The following is a 21,046-nucleotide window of genomic DNA, read 5'->3' as shown; positions in this document are numbered from 1 at the left end:
TTTTACTTCTCCATATCTATAAATTCTTTATTGTTGTTTATTAATTTTTTTACACACTTCTTATAAAATGCACTATGCTTATTATCAAAGATGCAATTTATTGTATCTCCATTGTTGTAAATACTTGTCACAACACCCTTAAATGTACCTTCACCATATTGTAGCTCTACACTATCCCCTACTCTAATTTCATCTTCTGTAATATTTCTATTAATAATATCTTCAGTTTCGCATACGCTGATATTATTAAACTCTAGCACCCAACCTTTACTATTTATACTTATAACCTTATCTCCTGTTAAAGCTATAATATTTTCATCACCTTTACGTCTTATTACCTTTAATAATCCATCTTGTATTTCTAATAACTTTTTCTCCTGGATCTCGTTAGCTTTAAAATCATTCCTATAATAAATAATTTTATCCATTGGAAGTGGTGATGCTTTTTTATCATATTCAAATTCCTTTATGCCATTAGGATTAATCCATATTGTTTTATACGAATCTTGAACTGCTAATTCTATAATTAATCCTCCGCTGCAATGTATTATTAATCTAGATAAATTCTCATTTTTCATTATTAAATTTTTAGTAAGAAAATCTTGTTGTTCACCTGTCATAATTAGCGTATTTTCTAAATTATCAATTTTAGTATTTGTCTCTTTCTTTGATAATTTAGTAAATAATATAGGGTTTTCTGATAATGACTTATTAACCCCAATATCACTGTTTTTAATACAATTATCTCTACTTTCTATGTCCCACAATGATACTTGTCCTTCAATCTGCTTTGCCATTCTGATACCTCATTTCTTTATACCTATTGAACAAGTTCAAATTTTCTACAATTTTAATATCTACCTTCATTTAAGATTTCTCTTACAATTTCAATATCCTTGAAATTATCTTCTTCTAATGGCCTATCTCCTATTTTTTCTACTATTTTATCAATAAATGATTTGTACTCTCTGAAGTTACAAGTACAAATCATTTTCCCTTTCCACTTTCCCTTAAGAATTGTTATTGAAACTCCACTAGCATATGAATTTATTGGATAGTGAACTGCATATCCCTTATACATTACTGCTGCAACTGTACCTTTTTCATCCTCTGTATACCTAATATCTATAAAAGATTTATCTAGATTTTCAAACTCAGTTTTTGATTTTTCCTCTTCAATATGATTTTTTTCAAGTTCTTCTTCTATTTTGTAGTACCCATGTTCATTTTTAAATTTTTCTATATTCTCATTATATTGCTTTAGATCTTCTTCTGTTGCTTCCCTTATATTCTCTAATTTATCTATATTTATTTCATTTATTAATTCACAATTTTCATTAAGTACATACCATATGCAATAGTTATAATTATTTGAAATTAACTCTTTTAATTCTGTATCATAACTTATCTTATAGAATTGTTCTATTTCTTCATAATCAATAGGTCCAATAATCATTGGATCCATCTCGCCAATTTGTGTAACTAATAAATTTAACCCTTTTATGTCTTTATACTCTTCAATGTCTTTTACAGTTCCAATTAAATTTCTAACCATCCATATCATCCTTTCTAAGCTTAATTTATTATACTTATCTCATTTTATATTTGTATTTAACTCTTGTTTTCTTATCATACTGAATACATCTGTATTCAGTTCTTTTCATTTAAGATTCTTTTGAATGAACTTTAATAATTAGAAATTTGTAATTCTTCTAAGCCTTCATTTTCAATTTTATCTGATATATCAAACAAACTCCCATCTTTTTTACCTAACTCAAACGCAAGATTATATTTATAAAATTCTTGGTTAACATCTATCGAATTAAATCCACTTGAGAACTCTTTATATCCTGCTATAACGACTTCTTCCTTTTGTAGCAGTAATCCCCACTCCTTATTTGAACCAACTTGTGTTTTAAACCTTTCTTCTAATCCACGTATAAATCCTAATGCATAATCACTCTTTATCCCTTTAAAGTATTTTCTTCGTTTATCATTTTTCATTTTTTTTACAAGTTTATCTCCATTAAGATTAATACATCTTATAGCATAGTCCAGCATTATATTACAAATAGCCACATCCTCACTCTTTCCATAAAAGCAAACTTTATGACTGTTTGAAGTTTCTAAATACATATAACATCCAAAGTTATTTGCAATTACTGAACCTAAATTTGACTTCCAACTACTTCCTTTAAACTTATGGCTTGTTTTGTAGCTATCTAAATCAATATTTGTTTTAGAATAATCTTCAACCTCTTTTAGAGATAACTTATGCTTCAATAAAAGCTTTTGAGCCATCATTATAGCATTTTGTGCTTCGTTTTCATTTGAGCTTTTGCTTAATGCTAACAGCTTTTGAATTTTTAGTTTTATATTGTCCATATTTTTCTACTCCCCATATTCACAATTTTTACAGCATTTGAATTGCTAAATATTATAAATTATATTTATCTTGAAACTTTAAAAATTCATTATGTCCAATTTTCTTGAATTATTCACTAATTTCAGCAGCCTTTAATTGTTCTGAAGCCATCTGTAAGCCTACTATATACCCTAATATTCTAGGTGGTGTCACTCTACCTATGTGATACATCTACTTTAAATTTATCTTTTCTAAATAATATTCTGATTCACTCAATGATCCACTGAATAAAACTTTTTCTTGTTCATCTCTCACTTCCCAACATCCTTTAAATTGATTGCAACATAAATGATACTTGATTTTCATTCCCTCCCTATATTGGTTAGTTCGTCTTATCTACAAATTAAAACTTAATAAATATATAAAAATAGCCAAACCTATATAAAAAAGCACCTATTACCAATGCTATTAGTACATAAACCCATATTTCTAAAATATAAGGATGTTCTGCAATATAGGTAAATATATTAACCTTTTTTATATTCCCAGGTATAGGACATCTTATATTATTATTTAAATTTTTTTGCATCGCTATAACTCTAGACTTTTCTTCTCCTTTTTTTCTTTCTTCCTCTGTTTCTTCTCTAAATATTTTATTGAACAAACCCATTTTTTACTCCTCACTTTTAAATATAATTACTTCTTCCTTCCTACAAACTCTATTTGAATTGTGTACTAAATACTTTCTAATATCTTAACTACATCTGATAACTTCTTATATTTGAGCTATTCTTCCTATTCATTTAATACTTCTAATTTTAAACATCTGTTATTTGCATTGTTCTTTATCAATGCAATGATTACAGTCCTTCATATTGCACTTCTCTAAACACATCATATCTTTTTTCTCATCCTTAGATTTAAGTATAAACATCATGTAAATTACTAGTACTAGCATTATAAAGAGAATTACTGCCATCTTATTTTCCTCCCTTTTTTCTTGAATGGTAAACTTATTCTTCATCTAGATCAGGAATAATTACAGTAAATTCAGTACCATCTTCTGATTTCTCATCTGTAACTTCAAATACATCATCACCTAAATATTCTTACTTCATAATCTAGAATTTCTAATATAATCTTCATCAACATTTTTACTGTATTCTTCTTCTGTTATTAGAGTTATGTATTTTTCATCAACTTCCATTTGATATGCCATCATCTTTTTTAGAACTTCATGTTGATTCTTATATTCTTCTTCAGCTATTTCTTTTTCAGTATCAGCTGATACCCTCATGTAAAATTCGCAAGGTTCTCCAGTATCAATCTCTTCTCCTAGCTCTAATTCTTTTTCTAACCTAAAACAATAAGATACTCTCATCTTTCACACCTCATATTTTTACTTATTTTCTTCATCTTTGTCATTCATGTTATCCTTAGATATTGATGAATCTTCATCTTCATTTACTAATACGTACTTATTTAAAAATTCTATTAACAACATAGCTTGTCTCCTTTCTCCTCCTTTGTATATCACTATTTAAACCGAACTAGTTATATTTTTTAATCTGCATTCACATACTATTGGAGAATCTCTATTTACCAAAGATATTATTTTCTTTTTTATTGTTAATCTTTCATATAAAATTAAACTTAAACATCCTATTGAAATTACTGAAATAGGTATACTTAACAAAGAATTATCTAAAAAAGCAAATGTAATTATTAGTATAATTTCTGTTATTAATAAATTTCTTTGTTTTTTATTATATAAACACAACTGATCTAGTTGCATACGATTTAACCTTGATATTTTACATAAATTCATTAACCCCACAACATCCATCTAACTCTCTCCTTCTTCATCTAAAAATTTAATTATTAATTTATACTGGATATAAAACTAATAAGTTATATAACTCTCCTGCAGCTAAAAAATATAAAAATAATATTTTCATAAACCTTACTGATCTGGAATCTATAAATTTATTATCAAAAACTATGCCTAAACTTTCTAACCTATACTTCTCAAACAAATATAGTCTTATTTTTTTATATATCCTTGATACTATTTCAAATAGTATGACCAATCCTATTAAATAAAAAATTAGACCTAACCCATATTTACTTTTTATATTCTTTAATCCATTAAAAGTTGTATAAATTACTATTCCTATCTTCATTCCCTTGATTAAAAAGTCATTTAGTAGTACAACTATCAAATTTAATAGCTTAAATGTAACTATCTTAATTTTCACACTAATCATTTTAATTCTCCTAACTCAATTAACTAAAACTCTCATATAGTGAATTTAAACCCACTTTATTCTCTATAGGTGTAATTACTCTGCTACTTCAATTTAAATTCGATATGGGTTATTCTGTGAAGTCACTTTTATTTTGAAATTATATTTTCACCATCACTCTTTATAACTACTGTTCCATCTATGTCTGTTCTATATGTTTTAATAGATTTATCATTTAATCTACTAAGAGTTTCATCTGTTGGATGGTTATATTTATTACCTTCTCCAACACTTATCACCCCCACTTCAGGATCTACTTTTTCTAAAAATTTTTCTGTTGTTGATAATGAGCTGCCATGATGTCCAACTTTAAGTACATCTGATTTTAAATTTTCAACACTAGATATGGCTTCTAATTCAGCCTCTCTTTCTGCGTCACCTGTGAACAAAAATGATGTCTCACCATAAGAAACCTTCATTATTGGTGAATAATTATTCAATTCTCCATATAATCCCTTCATAGGTGTATATACTTCAACTTCTGCACCTTCACCTAAATTAAACTCATCACTCATTCCTTCAGCTACAATCTTAATTTTTAAATTCTTCTTGTTAAGTTCATTAATCATGTTTTTAAATGTTTTAGTATTGGCTGCTACTTTAGGAGAATAAAATTCTCCAACTTCAAAGTTTTCTATTACTTCATCCATTCCACCAATGTGATCTTCATGTGGATGAGTTGCTAATACGTAATCTAATTTTTTAATATTATTTTTATTTAAATAATTAACTACATCGTCTTCACTACTTCCTGATCCCGCATCTATCAATAAGTTTTTATCATTTACCTGGATTAATATTGAATCCCCTTGTCCCACAACGATGTAATGAACTATCATTACATCGTTTAAATCTAAGTTGTTATTTACTGGCTGACATCCAACAATATTTAAAACAATTATTATTAGTGTTAAAAATAAACTTAATACTTTTTTCTTTTTATTCATTATGAACTTCCCCTAACATTTAATTTTTCAGTTTAGATTTACCTTATATTGTTATTATAGTTTTCTATGTTTGTAAAGTCAACTATGTTTTTATAGTTTTTATAGTTTTTATAGACTTTTTTTGTTTTTACCTATATAATAAATCTATAATCAATAAATTGAGGTGAATTTTTTATGGCCAATGAAACTAAAAATACAAACTTAGTTCCTATTAATATAAAATTAGATGCGACTTTATATAATAAAGTAAAAATATTATCAACAATTCTTGAGACAAAAAGAAATAATAAAGTCCACATATATGATGTGATGAACGAAGCCATGGCTCTCGTTATTGAAAAATATGCTGAAGACATAAAGTCTCAACTTGAGCTGTTTAATGATCTAAAATAATAAACCTACAATAAACAGCGGTATTTTCACAATTAAACATAAAAAAAATCAAGGTATTGAAAGTTAACAAGACCTTGATTTCTTTTTTTCTATTCTATAAATTTATAACTTTCTCCACGTATTTCTTTAACATTATTAATTCCTGATTCACAATTAGGATTTACTTTATCTATCTCTGCATTATATACATTGCATACACCATTTTTACAATGATCACATTTATCACATTTTATTTCTAAGTTATTTGAAAAAATATTTATATCATCTCTTTCTAATAACTTTATAAATCCTAGTCTAGCTAGTGATTTAATAAAGTCTTTCTCTTTATCTACATATATCTTTTCAAAATTAGTAATATCTGCTGGCATTTCATAATCCTCGTCGTCTGATGCAGCTGCATAGTTATTATTTATAACCCCTTTCTCCCTATCATATACAACAATATCTAAGTTTCTATTTAATGCAAACATGGCCTGTTTTCTTGCATATCTAACTCTTAAATTCCAATCATCTAAGCTATCTTCTGCATCCAAATATTCTGGAATTATAATACTTATTATTCCTCTAATAGAATCAGCCTCTCCGACTATTCCATCGTTTTTTACAACAACAAATGGTAATTTAGGTGTACTCTCTTCAACTCCATCTTTGTAAATTATTCTTTGAATACTCATCTTAACCCCTCCATTAACCTAATTTTTTAGCTATTTCATATATTACTTTTACTGTAACTCCATTCCCGGCTTGTTTATACAGTTGTGAATTACTACATACACTTGCAGCTCTATCAAAATATTCATCTGACCATCCCTGCAGTCTAAAATATTCTCGTGGGGTAAGCTTTCTTATTCTATACCCCTTCAATGTCCCCTGATTACAACCACAAGTAAGTGTATGTGCAATGCCTCTTCCTACTCTTCCTCTTTTAGAATTACTACTAGGGTAACTTATATTTACGCTATCTCCTTCATGGGCTATCTTATAGCCCCTTTTAGTTGCTTCTCTAATCGCTACACCATGTCTATCCTGTGCAGTTAAAGTAAACATAGGTTCTTCATCATTTTTAAATCTTCTTCCATTCTGTCTCTTATTTATTCTATCTGGAGTTAATACCGCCCTGGCTATAATCTTTGGCTGTGTGTTTCCACCTTGTGCACTAGTTAAAGTTGGACTTACTCCTTCTGGATCATATACTCTTCTCATACTTTCATGACCTGGTATATCTAAGTTTCCTTTAACCAATATTCGCTTAGGATCTTTATAATCAGTTGCAGTTAAACAACTACATGAACCTGTTGTTCCTAAAACTAAAGATCTCGTGTTTCTTCCTTCTATTAATGCCCTTATATCTGTAGCACCTATTACTTTAATATCAGCTTTTTCTGCATTTCCTCTGATAGGAAATACTTCTCGTCTACGTTTTCCTCTAAGATATCCGATAATGAACACTCTTTCCCTGTGTTGTGGAACTCTGAAGTTTTGCGAATCAAGTACTTCCCATTCTGCATCATACCCGATTTCATCCATTTCAATGAGAAGTTTTGCGAAATCAAACCCTCTGTTAACACTAAGTAAGTTTTTAACGTTCTCAATAAATAGGATTGAGGGTTTACAGTTTTCTTCTGTATCTCTAATAAGTCTTGTAACTGTGAAAAACAAACTTGAACGTTTTCCTTCAAAGCCTTTTCGTGTTCCTGCAAGACTAATATCTTGGCATGGGAATCCGAAGCACCACACATCGGCTTTAGGCACTTCACTTGCTCTGACATTTCTGATATCTCTTTCAAACCATTCACTCTCCTTCGGCTTATGCATAGCTGCATAACTCATATTTGCATATTTATCATACTCACAATGGCCTATACACTTATGTCCTGCCATTTCCATACCTAATCTAAACCCACCTATTCCACTGAAAAAATCAATAAAAGTTAAACCCAAATTTTCAACTCCCTTTATGTAATCTGCATTATACCGCTCTCTGATATTTAATTCAATTTGATTAATTCTTTACTATCTCCATATATTTTTAGCGAATACATTCAAAAGTGCATCCTTATCTCTTTTCCTTGTACATATAACATCTAAAAATTCAGCTATTTTCTTATTACTTCTACTAGCTGTATTATTAGGATTCTTAAGTAACTTTCCTCTTCTTTTGAATGCATCAGAAACTTCATAACCTATAGAATTAATATTTTTTGTTCTACATTTTCTGGCAGCCATCATTACCCCTGCAGATAACTTTACATTTGCCTGTATTTGTTTTGCATTTAATGAACCATTGAAATACCTAAATTCAACAGTATCTGGCTTACCCATTTCAGCTACATTCTTTAAGTTTAATGCATAATATCTATTTCTCTGACTAACATCCTCTGCAAGATCTCTAACATCATCTATACTTTCTAGTCTTATTCTTCTGCTCGAACCATAATCTGCTCTATGTTGAAAGGATTCTGCATAATGTCTATGTCCACTTCTTATTTGTCCTTCATCCCCACCTGCAGCTCTATAAATGCATTCTTCATATCCAGACATGACATTAAAAAATCTTCTCCACCGCTGCCTTGCAGTATCCAGTGGCTCCATTCCTATATGTACATGTCCTCCACACCTATCATCGATTCTTGCTCCATGTCTTTTAGCTATCTTACAAATCTTCTCTATATTTTCCCATGTTTCAGGAGTATCTTTTAAAACCGGTGAAACAAGTTCCCCCCCATGACTTCCATTTGATACACTTCCATCACGTTCTAATTTCCACTTACCTTCAACTGAACGAGCGTGATAACTTACTCTATGATCAAAAGCACATATACCTTCTCTATATAGATCTCTAGCTATTGCATCAGCATCACCTCCAACAAATTCTAATTCAATACCAAATGTTACATCAGAACCATTTAACACATTTTCATACTCATATGGTACATTAACCCCATCTCTAAGTTTTCTTTCAAACTCTTCTTCATTATCTAAATAAAAAAATTCATCATCTTCCTGGTCTACCATAATTTCATTTCTATTAATTTCTTCTATGGTATCTGATTCCACTAAATTCTCTATAGCATTTATGTTGTTACCCGTTCTCTGCCTATCTATTACCTGTCCCATTGCCATATCTACAGCATCCATATGCCTACAACGCTCTTCCCTCATGGTATGATGCATACAAGTACATCCTCCATTTATATGATCCACGCTATATGTATTTCCGCTTCCAGAACGTACATGAGCCATACCAGGAGTATCTGAAAATGTGACTTCTAAATCTTCTAATTGATTTCTTGATCTGGAGTTAATCTGAACTCTAACAGTCTCAGCCTCCCTCAATCTTTCATTTATTTGTTCGGCAGTATTATCAGAGCCTTGAAAGTTTGTCGCTGCTGCAGATATACTGCTACCTCCACCTCCACCTGTTGCTATACTATTTCTTCTGCCTTTTGGCATTCAATCACCCCATTCTCATTAATTTCTTTATATAACTTATTAAAATATATTATATTTTTCTCAAGTAATTTTTCTTTTGGGGTAACTATGTCCCGGGACCTATCTCCAGAATACATTCCTCTTTGACTTTGAATATAAGCAGACTGGTTTAGAAAATATAATTTAATATTTTCCCCTGCTGCTCTTCTTATTTCAATTGCCTTCTTAGCTGAAGATGCACCTATAATTATAAAATCTACATTCTTTGAAATCTGACTACATAAATATCTGAATCCTGCTAAGTAATTTTTCCAGGCATTCGATGCTTTTAACCTAACATCTACAACTTGAAACGAAAATGCTGCAGTCTTTATTTCACTCTCATTTATCATCTTTATCCATAACTCTAAATCTTTTAATCCATACCATGAAACATCAGGTATCGCCCTTATACCTGCTTGTCTCATCTCATTATAAATAGTTATACTACGTTGAATATTGTAAATATGGTCCATTCTTGGGGCATCTTCATAAACGCTAAAATTAGGTGATATTATTGCTTCAAAGTCTTGTTCTGCTAATTCTTTATATAAGCCTAATCTATTGTCCCAAATGCATTCTAAAATCCTATCCTTTACATAGAACTGAAGAATCCCTTTTACACTACTTTCAACATTTAAAGCTTTGTTAAATCCATTCTTACTATATATATTTCTAATCTTTTTTCCATTTCTAGATAGAAAATTATTTCCTCTGATCCCTATGGTCTTTAATAAATCTTCTTTTACTTTATAATTTAATCTATCTGGAAGTACAGGGATATGGTATGACAAATTATATTTTTCATTAGGCATTAGTTTCACGTCCTCTTTTAATATTTGATTTAGATGGACTACCGAACTTCCTCTCTTTGGACAAATGGCAGCACACTTATTACAAGACTCACTGCATATTGCTCCTTCACACATAGAACATCCACCGCATCGTACATTAAAAAGACACTTATCACATCTAACTTTACATATTGCTCTCAAATAAATCCTCCTTAAAACAATCAGCGGTATATGTTAGACTCTATAGCTCTATCCATATACCACCTGGTTATTAAATGTATTTTTGACTTTCCTGGATTACAGCTTTTATAGAATTGTTAATTACCTGCTGTGTATACTCATCTTTTACTCTGTTTTTTTTCACTATTTTAAGCTGTCTAACGTAATTCCTTGTAATCTTTAAAAACTCCTGGATGTCTGGAAAATCTACCTGCTTATTTGTCATAACATACCTCTACTCCTCTTATATCAAGTTAAATTCCTTTAACCAAATAACAGCAGTAATAATTATAAAAATACCGCATACTGCTGTTTCTCCTATTCCTCCAGTAGAAACGGTTATCGGAAAACCTATATTTTTTTTACATGGCCATAATAACTCTACCCCTTCTGGGTTAAACATATCCGCCAATATATGTGTCATAATCCCTAAAGTAAATGGAATGATTATATTAATACCATATAAAGAATTTAATACATATAAAAATACTGCCATGAATACTGCTCCAAATAAGCTATGGGTAACACTCCTATGCCTACTAAAACCAATTGTGGCCAATATTATCACCATAAAAATAATAAGCTTTGAATCAATATATTTAGGTCCATAAAAGTACATTAATCCGGCTAATGCTAGATAAGTTAATAATTTAAATGCACCATTATTAATTAATAAAACCTTTTGATTTAATGCCCCCTTAGGATGGTCCAAATCAGGAAATATAGAACCTATAGCTGCCATTATAATAAATATAGGTGTTATACTTATTCCACCTACTGCAGCTGCAGCACTGCTTAATGTAACTCCTGTAATTATATGTGTTTTCTTCATCATAATAATCTTCTCCAATCTACCCCTAAAATTTTTTAAATTGAGTTTTATTTCCATTCCAAATAATTCTTGCTGAAAACTCGCCTTTAGAACCTTTAAATCTAAGTACATCAGTCTGCTTTTCTTCTATAAGATTTTTGACTTGTTTTTCATCAATATATGTTCCCAAAATCTCTTTTGAAATAAAAAATCTACAGCCTGTACTCTTTAGATTAGTGCAGCCATAACCTTTATCCTTCGCTCTAACGATATTTCCTCTCTTACAAATTGGACACTTACCAATAGGATCATTATTTTTATCAGGAATAACTATACTCTTTAGTTCCTCAATGTGACGTTCTAAAAATTTAATAGTATCTTTAATGAGCTCATCTTTATCTAGTTCACCATCCTGAATCTGCTGTAACTGCTGCTCTATTACCGCTGTAAAAAAAGGCTCTAGCAGTTTATCAGTTCTTATGTCTTTGACTAGCTCTATTCCTGGTATTGTTGGAATAATATATTTTTGTTGTCTAGTAACATATCCATTTATTATAAGGTCCTTTAAAAGAAGAGCTCTAGTTGCATTAGTGCCTATACCACTTTCTCTTAATATCTTTTTAAGTTTAGTATCTTCAACGAATTTAGCTGGATTTTCTAAAACTTCAAATAATGTATCATCTGTATATCTCTCTTTAGGTTTAGATAGTTTTTTCTCAACTACAGAGTCCTCAACATTAACATATTCACCTTCTTTAACCTCTACTATATTTTTATCCTGTTTTTTTCTTTCCTTCCATCCATGAGTTATAACTTTATTTTGCCTTGTTATAAAAGTATAGTTTTCAACCTTTGTTAAAAAAGCTATGCTTTCATACTCATAATTTTCAAGGAAATTATTTAGAAAGTTTTCTACTATTACGTCATAAACATTCTTTTCTTTTGTACTAAGCAATTTATATTTTTCTTCAAGAGATTCCACTTCTAATGGTATGATTGCTGTATGTTCAATCACTTTTTCATCATTAACACATCTCTTAATAAATCTCTCTATATTATTTATATCACTTTTTTTCATGCTAAATTTATCAATATTTATGCAATTTACTATCAATTTTACATCATTTATCATGCTCTTTTTAATATATCTAGAATCTGTCCTGGCATAGCTAATTAATTTATGTTCTTCATATAACTTCTGTGCTATATCATATACTTCATCTGCTGCATATCCATATCGGCGGTTAACAGCTCTTATTAAGTCATTAAGATTATATAAACTCTCTGGTTCGATACTCTTAATATCTCTATCGATTGAATCTATTTTCCCTTGCTTATTACATATATCCTTTACTATGCTTCTAGCCTCTGATTCTGATTTTAAAGCATAATTAAGCCTTCCAGCATATTCACAATTATCATTTTTAAACTTAGTTATTACCCCATAACTAAGGCTTTGTTTAAAATTATTTATTTCCTCTTCTCTTTTACATAGAAGATTTAATAATACAGTCTTACACCTACCAACGTAATATTTTTTGCCATATATAACTGAATATGCTCTACTTAAATTAGTTCCTAGTAACCAGTCAATCTCATCCCTTGCTTGAGCCGCCAAAGTCATATTTTTATAATATTTATCTTCCTTCATATTCTTAAATCCAGCCTTAATTTCTTTTTCATTTAAAGCATTTATCATAGCTCTATATACATTCTTTTTATTTTCTATGGCCATTAACGTATATTCACCAATAAGATTTCCTTCTCTGGCTGAATCTGTCGCTATACAAACGGCGGTTATCTCCTGCCTCTCAATAATTTTCTTTATTGAATTTAGAATTTGTCCTTTACCTGGTCTAACCTTAATCCAAAATCCGTTTGGTATGATAGGTAAATCTTCAACTTTCCATATTTTAAACTTCTCATCATAATCTTCTGGCTGATATAACGTACAAATATGTCCATTAGTCCATAGAATTACGTATTTATCACCTTCAAAGTAAGTATCCTTTTTACTGCATCCTAATGCTTTAGCATACTCTACAGCTACACTATACTTTTCTGCAATTACACATATCTTTGTTTTTTCTAAAAATTTATTTAATATGCCCATATTTCACTCTCCTATCTTAATAAAAAAAAGATGCCATTAATGACATCTCTTTCTCATGATAAACTTCAGTTATATTACCTAATTTATATTAAATTTTTCCTTAAGAGCCTCTTGTAATATCTGCGAACAATTCACCTTTTCATCTTCAGCCATTTTATTAAGCCATGATGGTATAGTTAAAGTTTTCTTTATAGCTTTATTATCATATTGCTTTAATATTTCTTTTAAGTTTACTTTAACAAGTATTAAAGTTTCATCGATTCCAACTTTAATATTACTTACATCCGAAGATTCTGGTATCTCTAATTTATCATTATATAGGTCGAATATCTCTAACTTTAGTGCATCTTCAGCTGCATCAAAGGCATCTGCTAATGACTCTCCACAAGTTGTTATATTTTCAAAGTCTAAAAATCGAACATTATAATCTTTTTCACCAAGAAAACTGATTACTGCTGGAAAGATATAGTTGTTTTCATACATGATTTTTTACTCCTCCTTCTTTTATATATTTATAATCTATATATAACTCTTTCAGCTAGGGCTATTTAAGCCCTAACTTCTTGAGTATTTGATTTAATGTTCCTGTAGGTATATCTTTTGCTCCATGATAAGGAATTATTTCTGTTTTATTTAATTCCTTATGTATTAGTTTTACATGTGAACCTCTTTGGCTTTTTATCTCCCAACCTTTTTCTTTAGCTTGTTTAATTATTTCCTTAGCATTCACCTTCTTACCTCCTCTCTATATTTATATTATATCATACGTATTATACGTATTCAATACTTTTTTTAAAGTTTTTATTTTTTTATAATGAACTATTCAAACATGTTAGTTACTGAGTCATCAGATACCCTTTTGTATATATCTCCTAGTGGATTTTCATTAAAGAAGTCAAATGTACTTACTAAAAATTCTAAATTAGTCTCCTTAACTTCCCTAACAGATTGTGCCATGTATAATGCCCTTGATTTCGTATTAGTTAAGAATATTATTCTAGGATATACATCAAAATAGTTTTTCCATTCATTGACTCTCCTAAATGTCTCATAACGAGGTATTTTACTAGTAAATACAGAACTTCTACTTTGGGGACCATTAATGGCCATGGTCCCCATATCTATTTCAAAAAAATATTGATATTTCTTTTGTCCATCATTATAAATAAAATATAAATCTGGCTTCAATGAATATTTGACATCATTGTTTTTAAATTCATAGTTTAAATGCCTATCACAAAAGCAGCTCTCGATCTTATGTCCTTTAGATCTGGCAGCTGCTTCTAAAATAGTTCTAACTTCTGAAATTTTTAGTGAATGTGATAAATTTTCAAAATTAATTAAATTACTTCTTATATCCCAATTAAGCCTTTTTACGCTCATGCCATATGAACCTGCAATAAACAATGCTCCGCCCCTATCAAGCATCCAGAAGGTTTCTTTTCTTCCTTCTCCTATGTTCTGTTGCTCTAATCTTTTATATACAAATCCATTCATATACAATACAGCTAACTGCTTCCTTACATATTCGGCGGTAATACCTTTTATTACTGCAATTTGAGATGTGCTTAAAACTCTCATCTCATAAATTAGTTTTATAACCTCTCTCTGAAATGACGAAAACTTAAAATTTAAAATAAATCTTTCATCAACTGTCATAGGATCTATTCTTTCTTTACTCTTTTTACCCATATGTCTCACCTTTCTAATCCCAACAAGATTTTTTTGTATTATTTTTATCTTCAGTCTTTTTAACCTTAAAAATATCTAATAGTTCTTCATCTTCTTGTTCTTCAACACATTTTATTGGTTCTTTGAAAAAGCCCTTGCCTGTGTCCATAGAATCTTCATTCCAACAGGATTTTTTTATGTTACTTTTGTCTTCAGTATTTTTGGTTTTAAAAGTATCCATTAATTCTTCATCATCTACTTCCTCAACACAGTTATCAATCTCTTCTAAATCTCTGTGGTCCTGGTCCTTAACTATAAAACCCTCATTCTTGTCATCAGCATCATTTAGTTCTACAGCAAATTGCTGCTCTTCTTCATCAAATACTACATCTTCTCCAGCAAATCTCTCAGCTATCATTTCATCGATTTCATCGATACTCATTTTCCCTTTTTTATTATATTCTAAAATCTCTCTTACCGAGTTAGCAGCATCTTCGGTGGTAGATGCTTCTGGTCTATCCAGGGAATATATATTAAAAGTATCAGTAGTATGGCCATTAACTAATAATCTACAATATCCATATCTTGATGGAAGGTCCTTAAGATCATCAGCATCTACTCTCGGACCATATTTATTCGCAAAAAAAGGTGCATCCATATCCCCTACAGTGAAAGTTATACTAGTACCTACGTTATTATATATTGCATTAATCAGTCCTGGTACCTCTTTCATCTGCTCTAGTTCTTGGTGCATCAATATTAATCCTATTCCATATTTTCTAAGTTCGTATAAAACATCTTTTATACTTTCATTTATAAAGTTTTGAGCCTCATCAATCCATACTGTAAATGGTATATTCCACATACTCTTATCTCTAGCAAATGCCCCTACTATTAATAGTTTCATTGCTATTCCACCTAAGAAAGTAATTCTATCTTTAGACATTCTATCCTTAGAGAACTTAAAAATAATTATTTTATTATTGTCTAGTATTTCCTTAAAGTCTATACAATCATCTTGCCCTAATGCTCTTACCAATTCCTTAGAATTTAAAAATTTCTCTAATTTGTATTCTACTGATTGAGCTGTAGACTCTGTTGCCGCATCTATCTTACCTTGAGCGTTAGTTTTAAATTTATCTATCCAAAACTTCTTTACCTTAGGATCTTTTAGTTTTGGTATTATGGAATCTCTGAATTTCTTATCTGAAAACATTCTAGGTAGTTCTACCATGGTATGTCCAGTCTCCATTATCGCCTTAATTGCATTTGTAATATAAAACTCATTCTTTTCTGACCATACATCAGAAAATGCCCTTTTAAAAATTTCTATTGCTTCATCCAAAGTCTTTTGCATAAGCTGTTCTTGATTTAAAATTCCATTTTCTCTATCTGGAACTTTACAGAAGTTAAATGGCCAAGGATGATCACTAAATAAATCAAATACTATGACATCTTTTCGGCGGTCTTCAGGAATTATCTCTAAAAGTTCATCAGCAAGTTTCCCATGAGGTTCAAGGACCATGGCTCCTCTCCCTTTTTTGATATGATCTAAAAATGCTGTCTTCATCCACTCAGATTTTCCTGATCCAGTTTTACCCTGAATAACAACATGTCTTACTATATCTTTATCTTTTATTTCCACTACCTTTTCATTTCCCTTATACGTATTCTTAGCAAAGACCACACCTTTTCCTGAACTTTCTGTTTCTGGTGGAGCCTCAAACTCTTTTATAGCTACTTTTTCAATTTCTCCGAACTTCTCTAAAAGTTCTTCTCCTGGTAATCTTAAAAAGAAATTAGCTAATTCTGAAGGTGTGAGTATATTACTTTTATCCTGGTAATGTGGACTTCTATTTCTATATTGGCTTAACAGATAACCTTGATTTAAAACTAGATCCTTCTTAAACCTATTTTCAGCATCCAGTTCATTAAATGCTGCAGATATAGCTTTGACTCTTGCAGTGTTTCCCTTACGATATTTACCCATAGCCACAATCCTAATAACAACCTCAAACCCTGGCTCTGTTAACTTTTCAGATGCTACAACAATCTCTCTTCTTTCCAACCTGGTCTTTCTACTAGATCTATCACCATTAAATATATTTACTCTAATACCTTCATGCTTTAACATCTCATCCACTTGACTCGATAGACTATCTCTTAGATTACTAAGCTTACCACCCATACCATCTTTTTCTCCTGGTCTCTTTCCATCCCTTTCAAACCTTGCTAATTCTCTTCGGCCCTTTATCTGCCAAGAGTTATCAATAGGTCTTAAGATGATTTGAACCCCATTAAAATCATTTTTACCTAAATCTTTCATTCCTGAAAGTATTGAATTTATTATATCATGTTGAGCCTTGGTCCTAATCTTCAATGTGTGATGAAGCCCTAACACTAGCTCAGAAGTATAATATGGCTGCTTATCCTCAGGAATATAATCTTCAACTATTTCAATTGCAATATCCTTATACGTTGCATAGATTCTATCCACAATTCGGTCTTTCATATCCACAGGAACTTTAATATAAAAATTCATTTTACCTTGCTTTGCAGCCAATTCAAAACTCATAAATGGCCTACCATATTTAATTTTTCTGAACTTAGTATTTAAAAGCATTGAATGTAAATTCTTTATCAATTGCTCTGTTTCTTTAATATCTACTCCCCCCTTTGGAAGTACTTTAAGAAGTACAGATTGCTTTTCTAAACGCTTATCATGTACGTAGTAAAGCAATGCTACTCCAGCGAAATAACACACCCCTACTACTGCTAAAATTACGGCCACTGGAATAGCATATTTTAATAACTGCCCCCCATGTTCTGCTATGACCTTTAGGTCTAAATTCTTCATCATCTTCTAATCACTCCTTTTTGATATTCATGGATATAATATATATGGTTGTATGAAACTAAAAGTATAAGTAAAGTCCGCCCCCCTCCTAGAAGCCTACAGCTATCCTAAATAAAAATCTAAGACCGTTAAAACTTGTTTTTAGGTATATAATTTATTTAAGACTTGTTTTACGTATTTAAAAGTAAAGAAGTCTTGTAACCAGCACCTCAAAAGTCACCCTCTAAAAATCCCTAGTAATTCTAACGTCCATAAAAAAGTGTAATACACTTTTCGCTCCCTAAAATCTAGCCTAGCTCGTAGCCAAACAAGGAAAGAACAAAGCATAGATACAGGTACTGTAATATGCAATAGGCTATGCCCTATCTTGCAGGGTTAGGATATAAAGATAATTAATATATTATGGCTAAAATTTGCGACTACAAAAGTCGCTTGGTTACAAAGGTTAGGGTGCTTTTTTTCATAAATCCTTGTGGCTAAATCGTGTTAATTTTGTTTTATCCAGGTTAATTTCACCCTGGATTTTTTGGTGATGGTGGTGATCCTCGATATAAAATAATGTTATTTTTATTCTCAAAACTTACAACATTATCACACTTAAAATCACTAGTTTTTAAGTCGTAAATACTAAGTTGTTCACCCACCACTTTTAACTGCTCCTGGTCCTCATGAGAGGCTTCCTTTGCATCATTAATATTAACGATCTTGTAACTGCTATAATATAAAGTTAATGTACTTGTTTTACTAAAATGATTTAATAATCCAATGTCTTTTAATTTTCTAAAAAGTCTATATACAGATCCAGCATCTTTATAATTAAGATCATCCATAAGAGTTTCTATAGAACTTCTTATTATCATGTATTTATCATTTGCTTTATACCCTTTAACAAACAATCTAAGGTATTGTTTTATTGTTTCACCTAGTTTACCTACTGTCTCTTCCATAAACTCGTTAGGAAGCCTATATACCCTCTTTGAAGGGTTGTATGTTATGTATACCTCATCTCCTGTTTTCCTTCTTGTTAAAACAGTATATTTACAAAATTCTCTTAAAGCTCTTTCATCGATACCTTGTTCTGAAGGTATGAATGACTTATTTAATAATTCCTTTTTCACTAATTCAAGGTATAGTAAATAATGCCTTGTTGCTGCTTTATTGCTCCAAAGCGAATTTATTATACTAGCATCTATTTCTATACCACCTATAGCTCTAGCTGCATTCTTCTTTTTATTATATGGACAATTTTTACACATGTTTTCTATACCCATATCAGCAAAAACTCCCTGGGCATATTTACAGCTAAATTTATAATTCTTCCTGAATACAGAGTTAACCTTCGCATTTATAGCTCTATCGGATTCATCATGATTCCATTGGCTTCCAAGCTCAGTTAATTTGTTCTTAACTTCATCTTTTGTATATCCTAAAGACTTTAAATATATGGCAACACTAACAAGCCCAAAGTTCCTAAATCCTTTTTCAATCATATGTTCTTGCAGATACTTAACACATGATCCATTGCATATAAATTCCTTTGTACTCTCATCATTATTAGGTTTATATCCATATTTAACAGTCTTAAATGCATTACTATAAAGCTTAGCAGCCTTCATTGATACTATGCCTGGTACATCTCTATTTAAACTTCTCTTATTCCTGGTTAATTCTTCTTTTGTCTTAGAACCTATAAGTAATTGCATAAGCTCTTCTATTTCAATCCATACAAAGTATCCACCTTTGTAATATGTGTTTGGTGTTTTCATTAACTTATAACTTGAAGATACTATAGATTCATCTACATATTTCAAGCCAAGCTCTGCTTTAAAATGCTCATACATTTTATAATATATTTTATGTAAATCTTTATCTGGCTTAGCAGCGTAAACTTTAGGATTAACAAAAACATATATAGATTTAGAATTATTAATCATTACAATTATGTCATTTCTATTTATAGACATCTCTGCAGTTAAATATTTTACATATGTAGCCACTTCCAGAAGAACTTCTTCATACTCTTTCTTTTTTCTTGATTCAAATTCTAAAACAAATGGATAATATCTTTGTTCGTTTTCTTCTCTAGAAGGCTTGTCCTTTAACCATGTACAATATGTTTGGATACTCATATGACTTAATGTATCATGCTTTATAGTGTAATCTAACGCTCTTTCTATGTGAGTCTCATACTTTTTCTCAACTCTATTTTGTGCTAGATCATCACCTTTTATTACTTCTAATATTCCAAAATAATTTTTCTCTTTATACTCATATGTCCAAAAATCTTTTATTAAGTTTCCCATGGTTAGTCTCACCTTCTTTCTACTTAATCTAAATATTGGCGTAATAAAAGAGGATACAGCAACAAACAGTCACAATATCCTCTAATACCATTCAAATATCTATCTTTTATGTGTCAAAAACAGTTCACTTTTGCATCTAAACCATGTCAAAAATGCACCGAAACATGCACAATTTTAGTTCAATAACCCTCTTGATTTTAGAATATCAATATGATATCCTAAAGTCATAGAACTATAAAAAATATTTTAAATGATATTCAATGACATTTAAGAATATTTTTATTTAGTGGGTTGTATGAACAATAACACATATTAATTTGATGGTGAGATATCGAATTTTTGTTTGTTGATGGTAACGTGTTTATATCAAATGTTGGCGCACTTGATATACTTGGTTGTTCAGTATAGCCCTTTGTTTTATTTTAAGAACTATACTAAAGTACTAAACTAAAGTACTAAAATACTAAACTAATTTGGTTCTTATTCTTTTTATTTTGTTTTAAGATGCATTCATATGTAATGCATCTTTTTTCTTGCCCTTATTTTACAATATTTTTTTTATAAGTTCAAGTCTTCCTGTAAACCTCAAACCCCTTGCTATATCTAGCTTTACGAAAAGTGTATTACACTTTTTTTGGGGCTATTGCTGGGTTTCAACGGATTTTATTCTAAAAAAATCCTCATTTTCCAAAAGTGTATTACACTTTCGTTAAATTTATAACAAAAGTGTAATACACTTTTGTGTTATTTACTCTTAAACCCTTTAAAATCAGCGTCTCTCACTATTCTTAAAAGT

General features: G+C 30.2%; 23 protein-coding genes. 1 reads left to right on the top strand and 22 read right to left on the bottom strand.

The annotated features are described in order from the left end of the window. Positions 1–2 precede the first annotated feature (2 nt). The 10 genes from ACTNBA_RS17930 to ACTNBA_RS17885 form a co-directional block, all read right to left on the bottom strand. A complete protein-coding gene (locus tag ACTNBA_RS17930; protein ID WP_441075645.1) occupies positions 3–797 on the bottom strand; it encodes a hypothetical protein in 795 nt (264 codons plus the stop codon). Between the two features lie 53 nt (positions 798–850). Then, positions 851–1,555, bottom strand: a complete 705-nt coding sequence (locus ACTNBA_RS17925; RefSeq protein WP_441075644.1) for a hypothetical protein — start codon at positions 1,553–1,555, stop codon at positions 851–853. Between the two features lie 131 nt (positions 1,556–1,686). Beyond that, positions 1,687–2,385 (bottom strand): DUF2786 domain-containing protein, encoded by a 699-nt coding sequence (locus tag ACTNBA_RS17920; RefSeq protein ID WP_441075643.1) that lies wholly within the window; start codon positions 2,383–2,385, stop codon positions 1,687–1,689. Between the two features lie 211 nt (positions 2,386–2,596). After that, positions 2,597–2,731 (bottom strand): hypothetical protein, encoded by a 135-nt coding sequence (locus tag ACTNBA_RS17915; protein ID WP_441075642.1) that lies wholly within the window; start codon positions 2,729–2,731, stop codon positions 2,597–2,599. A gap of 37 nt (positions 2,732–2,768) precedes the next feature. Beyond that, positions 2,769–3,035, bottom strand: coding sequence for a hypothetical protein (locus ACTNBA_RS17910; RefSeq protein WP_441075641.1), 267 nt, complete (start codon positions 3,033–3,035; stop codon positions 2,769–2,771). Positions 3,036–3,194: 159 nt separating this feature from the next. Continuing rightward, positions 3,195–3,389: a hypothetical protein gene (locus ACTNBA_RS17905; RefSeq protein WP_441075640.1), complete on the bottom strand. Its 195-nt coding sequence runs from the start codon at positions 3,387–3,389 to the stop codon at positions 3,195–3,197. A gap of 90 nt (positions 3,390–3,479) precedes the next feature. Next, positions 3,480–3,746, bottom strand: a complete 267-nt coding sequence (locus tag ACTNBA_RS17900) for a hypothetical protein (protein ID WP_441075639.1) — start codon at positions 3,744–3,746, stop codon at positions 3,480–3,482. A gap of 159 nt (positions 3,747–3,905) precedes the next feature. Then, positions 3,906–4,193 carry a hypothetical protein gene (locus ACTNBA_RS17895; RefSeq protein WP_441075638.1) on the bottom strand — a complete coding sequence of 96 codons (288 nt, stop codon included), beginning with the start codon at positions 4,191–4,193 and terminating at the stop codon, positions 3,906–3,908. A 58-nt stretch (positions 4,194–4,251) separates the two neighbouring features. After that, on the bottom strand, positions 4,252–4,632 hold the full coding sequence (locus ACTNBA_RS17890; protein ID WP_441075637.1) for a hypothetical protein: 381 nt from the start codon (positions 4,630–4,632) through the stop codon (positions 4,252–4,254). Between the two features lie 128 nt (positions 4,633–4,760). Further along, complete coding sequence (locus ACTNBA_RS17885; protein WP_441075636.1) at positions 4,761–5,618, bottom strand: ComEC/Rec2 family competence protein; 858 nt, start codon at positions 5,616–5,618, stop codon at positions 4,761–4,763. A gap of 174 nt (positions 5,619–5,792) precedes the next feature. Here ACTNBA_RS17885 and ACTNBA_RS17880 point away from each other — a divergent pair, with 174 nt between their 5' ends. Continuing rightward, positions 5,793–6,011, top strand: coding sequence for a hypothetical protein (locus ACTNBA_RS17880; protein ID WP_441075635.1), 219 nt, complete (start codon positions 5,793–5,795; stop codon positions 6,009–6,011). 89 nt (positions 6,012–6,100) lie between these two features. On the opposite strand, the gene ACTNBA_RS17875 is transcribed toward ACTNBA_RS17880, so the two are convergent. The 12 genes from ACTNBA_RS17875 to ACTNBA_RS17820 all read right to left on the bottom strand — a co-directional run bounded on the left by ACTNBA_RS17875 (position 6,101) and on the right by ACTNBA_RS17820 (position 20,250). Beyond that, entirely contained in the window at positions 6,101–6,685 is a 585-nt protein-coding gene (locus ACTNBA_RS17875) for a hypothetical protein (RefSeq protein ID WP_441075634.1), read from the bottom strand. A gap of 13 nt (positions 6,686–6,698) precedes the next feature. Further along, positions 6,699–7,952 carry a DNA cytosine methyltransferase gene (locus tag ACTNBA_RS17870; RefSeq protein ID WP_441075633.1) on the bottom strand — a complete coding sequence of 418 codons (1,254 nt, stop codon included), beginning with the start codon at positions 7,950–7,952 and terminating at the stop codon, positions 6,699–6,701. A gap of 72 nt (positions 7,953–8,024) precedes the next feature. Further along, complete coding sequence (locus tag ACTNBA_RS17865; RefSeq protein WP_441075632.1) at positions 8,025–9,464, bottom strand: amidoligase family protein; 1,440 nt, start codon at positions 9,462–9,464, stop codon at positions 8,025–8,027. Next, positions 9,437–10,477: a DUF4417 domain-containing protein gene (locus ACTNBA_RS17860; RefSeq protein ID WP_441075631.1), complete on the bottom strand. Its 1,041-nt coding sequence runs from the start codon at positions 10,475–10,477 to the stop codon at positions 9,437–9,439. The genes ACTNBA_RS17865 and ACTNBA_RS17860 overlap by 28 nt, the downstream gene beginning before the upstream one ends. A gap of 70 nt (positions 10,478–10,547) precedes the next feature. Next, a complete protein-coding gene (locus ACTNBA_RS17855; RefSeq protein WP_441075630.1) occupies positions 10,548–10,721 on the bottom strand; it encodes a hypothetical protein in 174 nt (57 codons plus the stop codon). An 18-nt stretch (positions 10,722–10,739) separates the two neighbouring features. Further along, positions 10,740–11,330, bottom strand: coding sequence for a metal-dependent hydrolase (locus ACTNBA_RS17850; RefSeq protein ID WP_441075629.1), 591 nt, complete (start codon positions 11,328–11,330; stop codon positions 10,740–10,742). Positions 11,331–11,352: 22 nt separating this feature from the next. Continuing rightward, positions 11,353–13,419 carry a type IA DNA topoisomerase gene (locus ACTNBA_RS17845; RefSeq protein WP_441075628.1) on the bottom strand — a complete coding sequence of 689 codons (2,067 nt, stop codon included), beginning with the start codon at positions 13,417–13,419 and terminating at the stop codon, positions 11,353–11,355. Between the two features lie 78 nt (positions 13,420–13,497). Continuing rightward, the gene (locus ACTNBA_RS17840; protein ID WP_441075627.1) at positions 13,498–13,902 is read right to left on the bottom strand and encodes a type II toxin-antitoxin system HicB family antitoxin; all 405 of its coding nucleotides are present in this window, start codon (positions 13,900–13,902) and stop codon (positions 13,498–13,500) included. Between the two features lie 61 nt (positions 13,903–13,963). Next, the gene (locus tag ACTNBA_RS17835; RefSeq protein WP_441075626.1) at positions 13,964–14,149 is read right to left on the bottom strand and encodes a type II toxin-antitoxin system HicA family toxin; all 186 of its coding nucleotides are present in this window, start codon (positions 14,147–14,149) and stop codon (positions 13,964–13,966) included. 89 nt (positions 14,150–14,238) lie between these two features. Beyond that, complete coding sequence (locus tag ACTNBA_RS17830) at positions 14,239–15,111, bottom strand: replication-relaxation family protein (protein WP_441075625.1); 873 nt, start codon at positions 15,109–15,111, stop codon at positions 14,239–14,241. Between the two features lie 13 nt (positions 15,112–15,124). Beyond that, on the bottom strand, positions 15,125–17,950 hold the full coding sequence (locus ACTNBA_RS17825; RefSeq protein WP_441075624.1) for a type IV secretory system conjugative DNA transfer family protein: 2,826 nt from the start codon (positions 17,948–17,950) through the stop codon (positions 15,125–15,127). 509 nt (positions 17,951–18,459) lie between these two features. Beyond that, entirely contained in the window at positions 18,460–20,250 is a 1,791-nt protein-coding gene (locus tag ACTNBA_RS17820; RefSeq protein WP_441075623.1) for a hypothetical protein, read from the bottom strand. Positions 20,251–21,046 lie beyond the last annotated feature (796 nt).

This window comes from Clostridium sulfidigenes (assembly GCF_052067195.1).
Classification (GTDB): Bacteria; Bacillota; Clostridia; order Clostridiales; family Clostridiaceae; genus Clostridium_J; species Clostridium_J sulfidigenes.
Note: the sequence above shows the minus strand (reverse complement) of the source record. Positions and strands in the feature narration are given on the sequence as shown.

Excerpts from the sequence above, each read along its gene's own strand:
- ACTNBA_RS17930 (WP_441075645.1), bottom strand. The coding sequence starts at position 797 with ATGGCAAAGCAGATTGAAGGACAAGTATCATTGTGGGACATAGAAAGT.
- ACTNBA_RS17925 (WP_441075644.1), bottom strand. The coding sequence starts at position 1,555 with ATGGTTAGAAATTTAATTGGAACTGTAAAAGACATTGAAGAGTATAAA.
- ACTNBA_RS17920 (WP_441075643.1), bottom strand. The coding sequence starts at position 2,385 with ATGGACAATATAAAACTAAAAATTCAAAAGCTGTTAGCATTAAGCAAA.
- ACTNBA_RS17915 (WP_441075642.1), bottom strand. The coding sequence starts at position 2,731 with ATGAAAATCAAGTATCATTTATGTTGCAATCAATTTAAAGGATGTTGG.
- ACTNBA_RS17910 (WP_441075641.1), bottom strand. The coding sequence starts at position 3,035 with ATGGGTTTGTTCAATAAAATATTTAGAGAAGAAACAGAGGAAGAAAGA.
- ACTNBA_RS17905 (WP_441075640.1), bottom strand. The coding sequence starts at position 3,389 with ATGAAGAATAAGTTTACCATTCAAGAAAAAAGGGAGGAAAATAAGATG.
- ACTNBA_RS17900 (WP_441075639.1), bottom strand. The coding sequence starts at position 3,746 with ATGAGAGTATCTTATTGTTTTAGGTTAGAAAAAGAATTAGAGCTAGGA.
- ACTNBA_RS17895 (WP_441075638.1), bottom strand. The coding sequence starts at position 4,193 with ATGAATTTATGTAAAATATCAAGGTTAAATCGTATGCAACTAGATCAG.
- ACTNBA_RS17890 (WP_441075637.1), bottom strand. The coding sequence starts at position 4,632 with ATGATTAGTGTGAAAATTAAGATAGTTACATTTAAGCTATTAAATTTG.
- ACTNBA_RS17885 (WP_441075636.1), bottom strand. The coding sequence starts at position 5,618 with ATGAATAAAAAGAAAAAAGTATTAAGTTTATTTTTAACACTAATAATA.
- ACTNBA_RS17880 (WP_441075635.1), top strand. The coding sequence starts at position 5,793 with ATGGCCAATGAAACTAAAAATACAAACTTAGTTCCTATTAATATAAAA.
- ACTNBA_RS17875 (WP_441075634.1), bottom strand. The coding sequence starts at position 6,685 with ATGAGTATTCAAAGAATAATTTACAAAGATGGAGTTGAAGAGAGTACA.
- ACTNBA_RS17865 (WP_441075632.1), bottom strand. The coding sequence starts at position 9,464 with ATGCCAAAAGGCAGAAGAAATAGTATAGCAACAGGTGGAGGTGGAGGT.
- ACTNBA_RS17855 (WP_441075630.1), bottom strand. The coding sequence starts at position 10,721 with ATGACAAATAAGCAGGTAGATTTTCCAGACATCCAGGAGTTTTTAAAG.
- ACTNBA_RS17850 (WP_441075629.1), bottom strand. The coding sequence starts at position 11,330 with ATGATGAAGAAAACACATATAATTACAGGAGTTACATTAAGCAGTGCT.
- ACTNBA_RS17845 (WP_441075628.1), bottom strand. The coding sequence starts at position 13,419 with ATGGGCATATTAAATAAATTTTTAGAAAAAACAAAGATATGTGTAATT.
- ACTNBA_RS17840 (WP_441075627.1), bottom strand. The coding sequence starts at position 13,902 with ATGTATGAAAACAACTATATCTTTCCAGCAGTAATCAGTTTTCTTGGT.
- ACTNBA_RS17830 (WP_441075625.1), bottom strand. The coding sequence starts at position 15,111 with ATGGGTAAAAAGAGTAAAGAAAGAATAGATCCTATGACAGTTGATGAA.
- ACTNBA_RS17825 (WP_441075624.1), bottom strand. The coding sequence starts at position 17,950 with ATGATGAAGAATTTAGACCTAAAGGTCATAGCAGAACATGGGGGGCAG.
- ACTNBA_RS17820 (WP_441075623.1), bottom strand. The coding sequence starts at position 20,250 with ATGGGAAACTTAATAAAAGATTTTTGGACATATGAGTATAAAGAGAAA.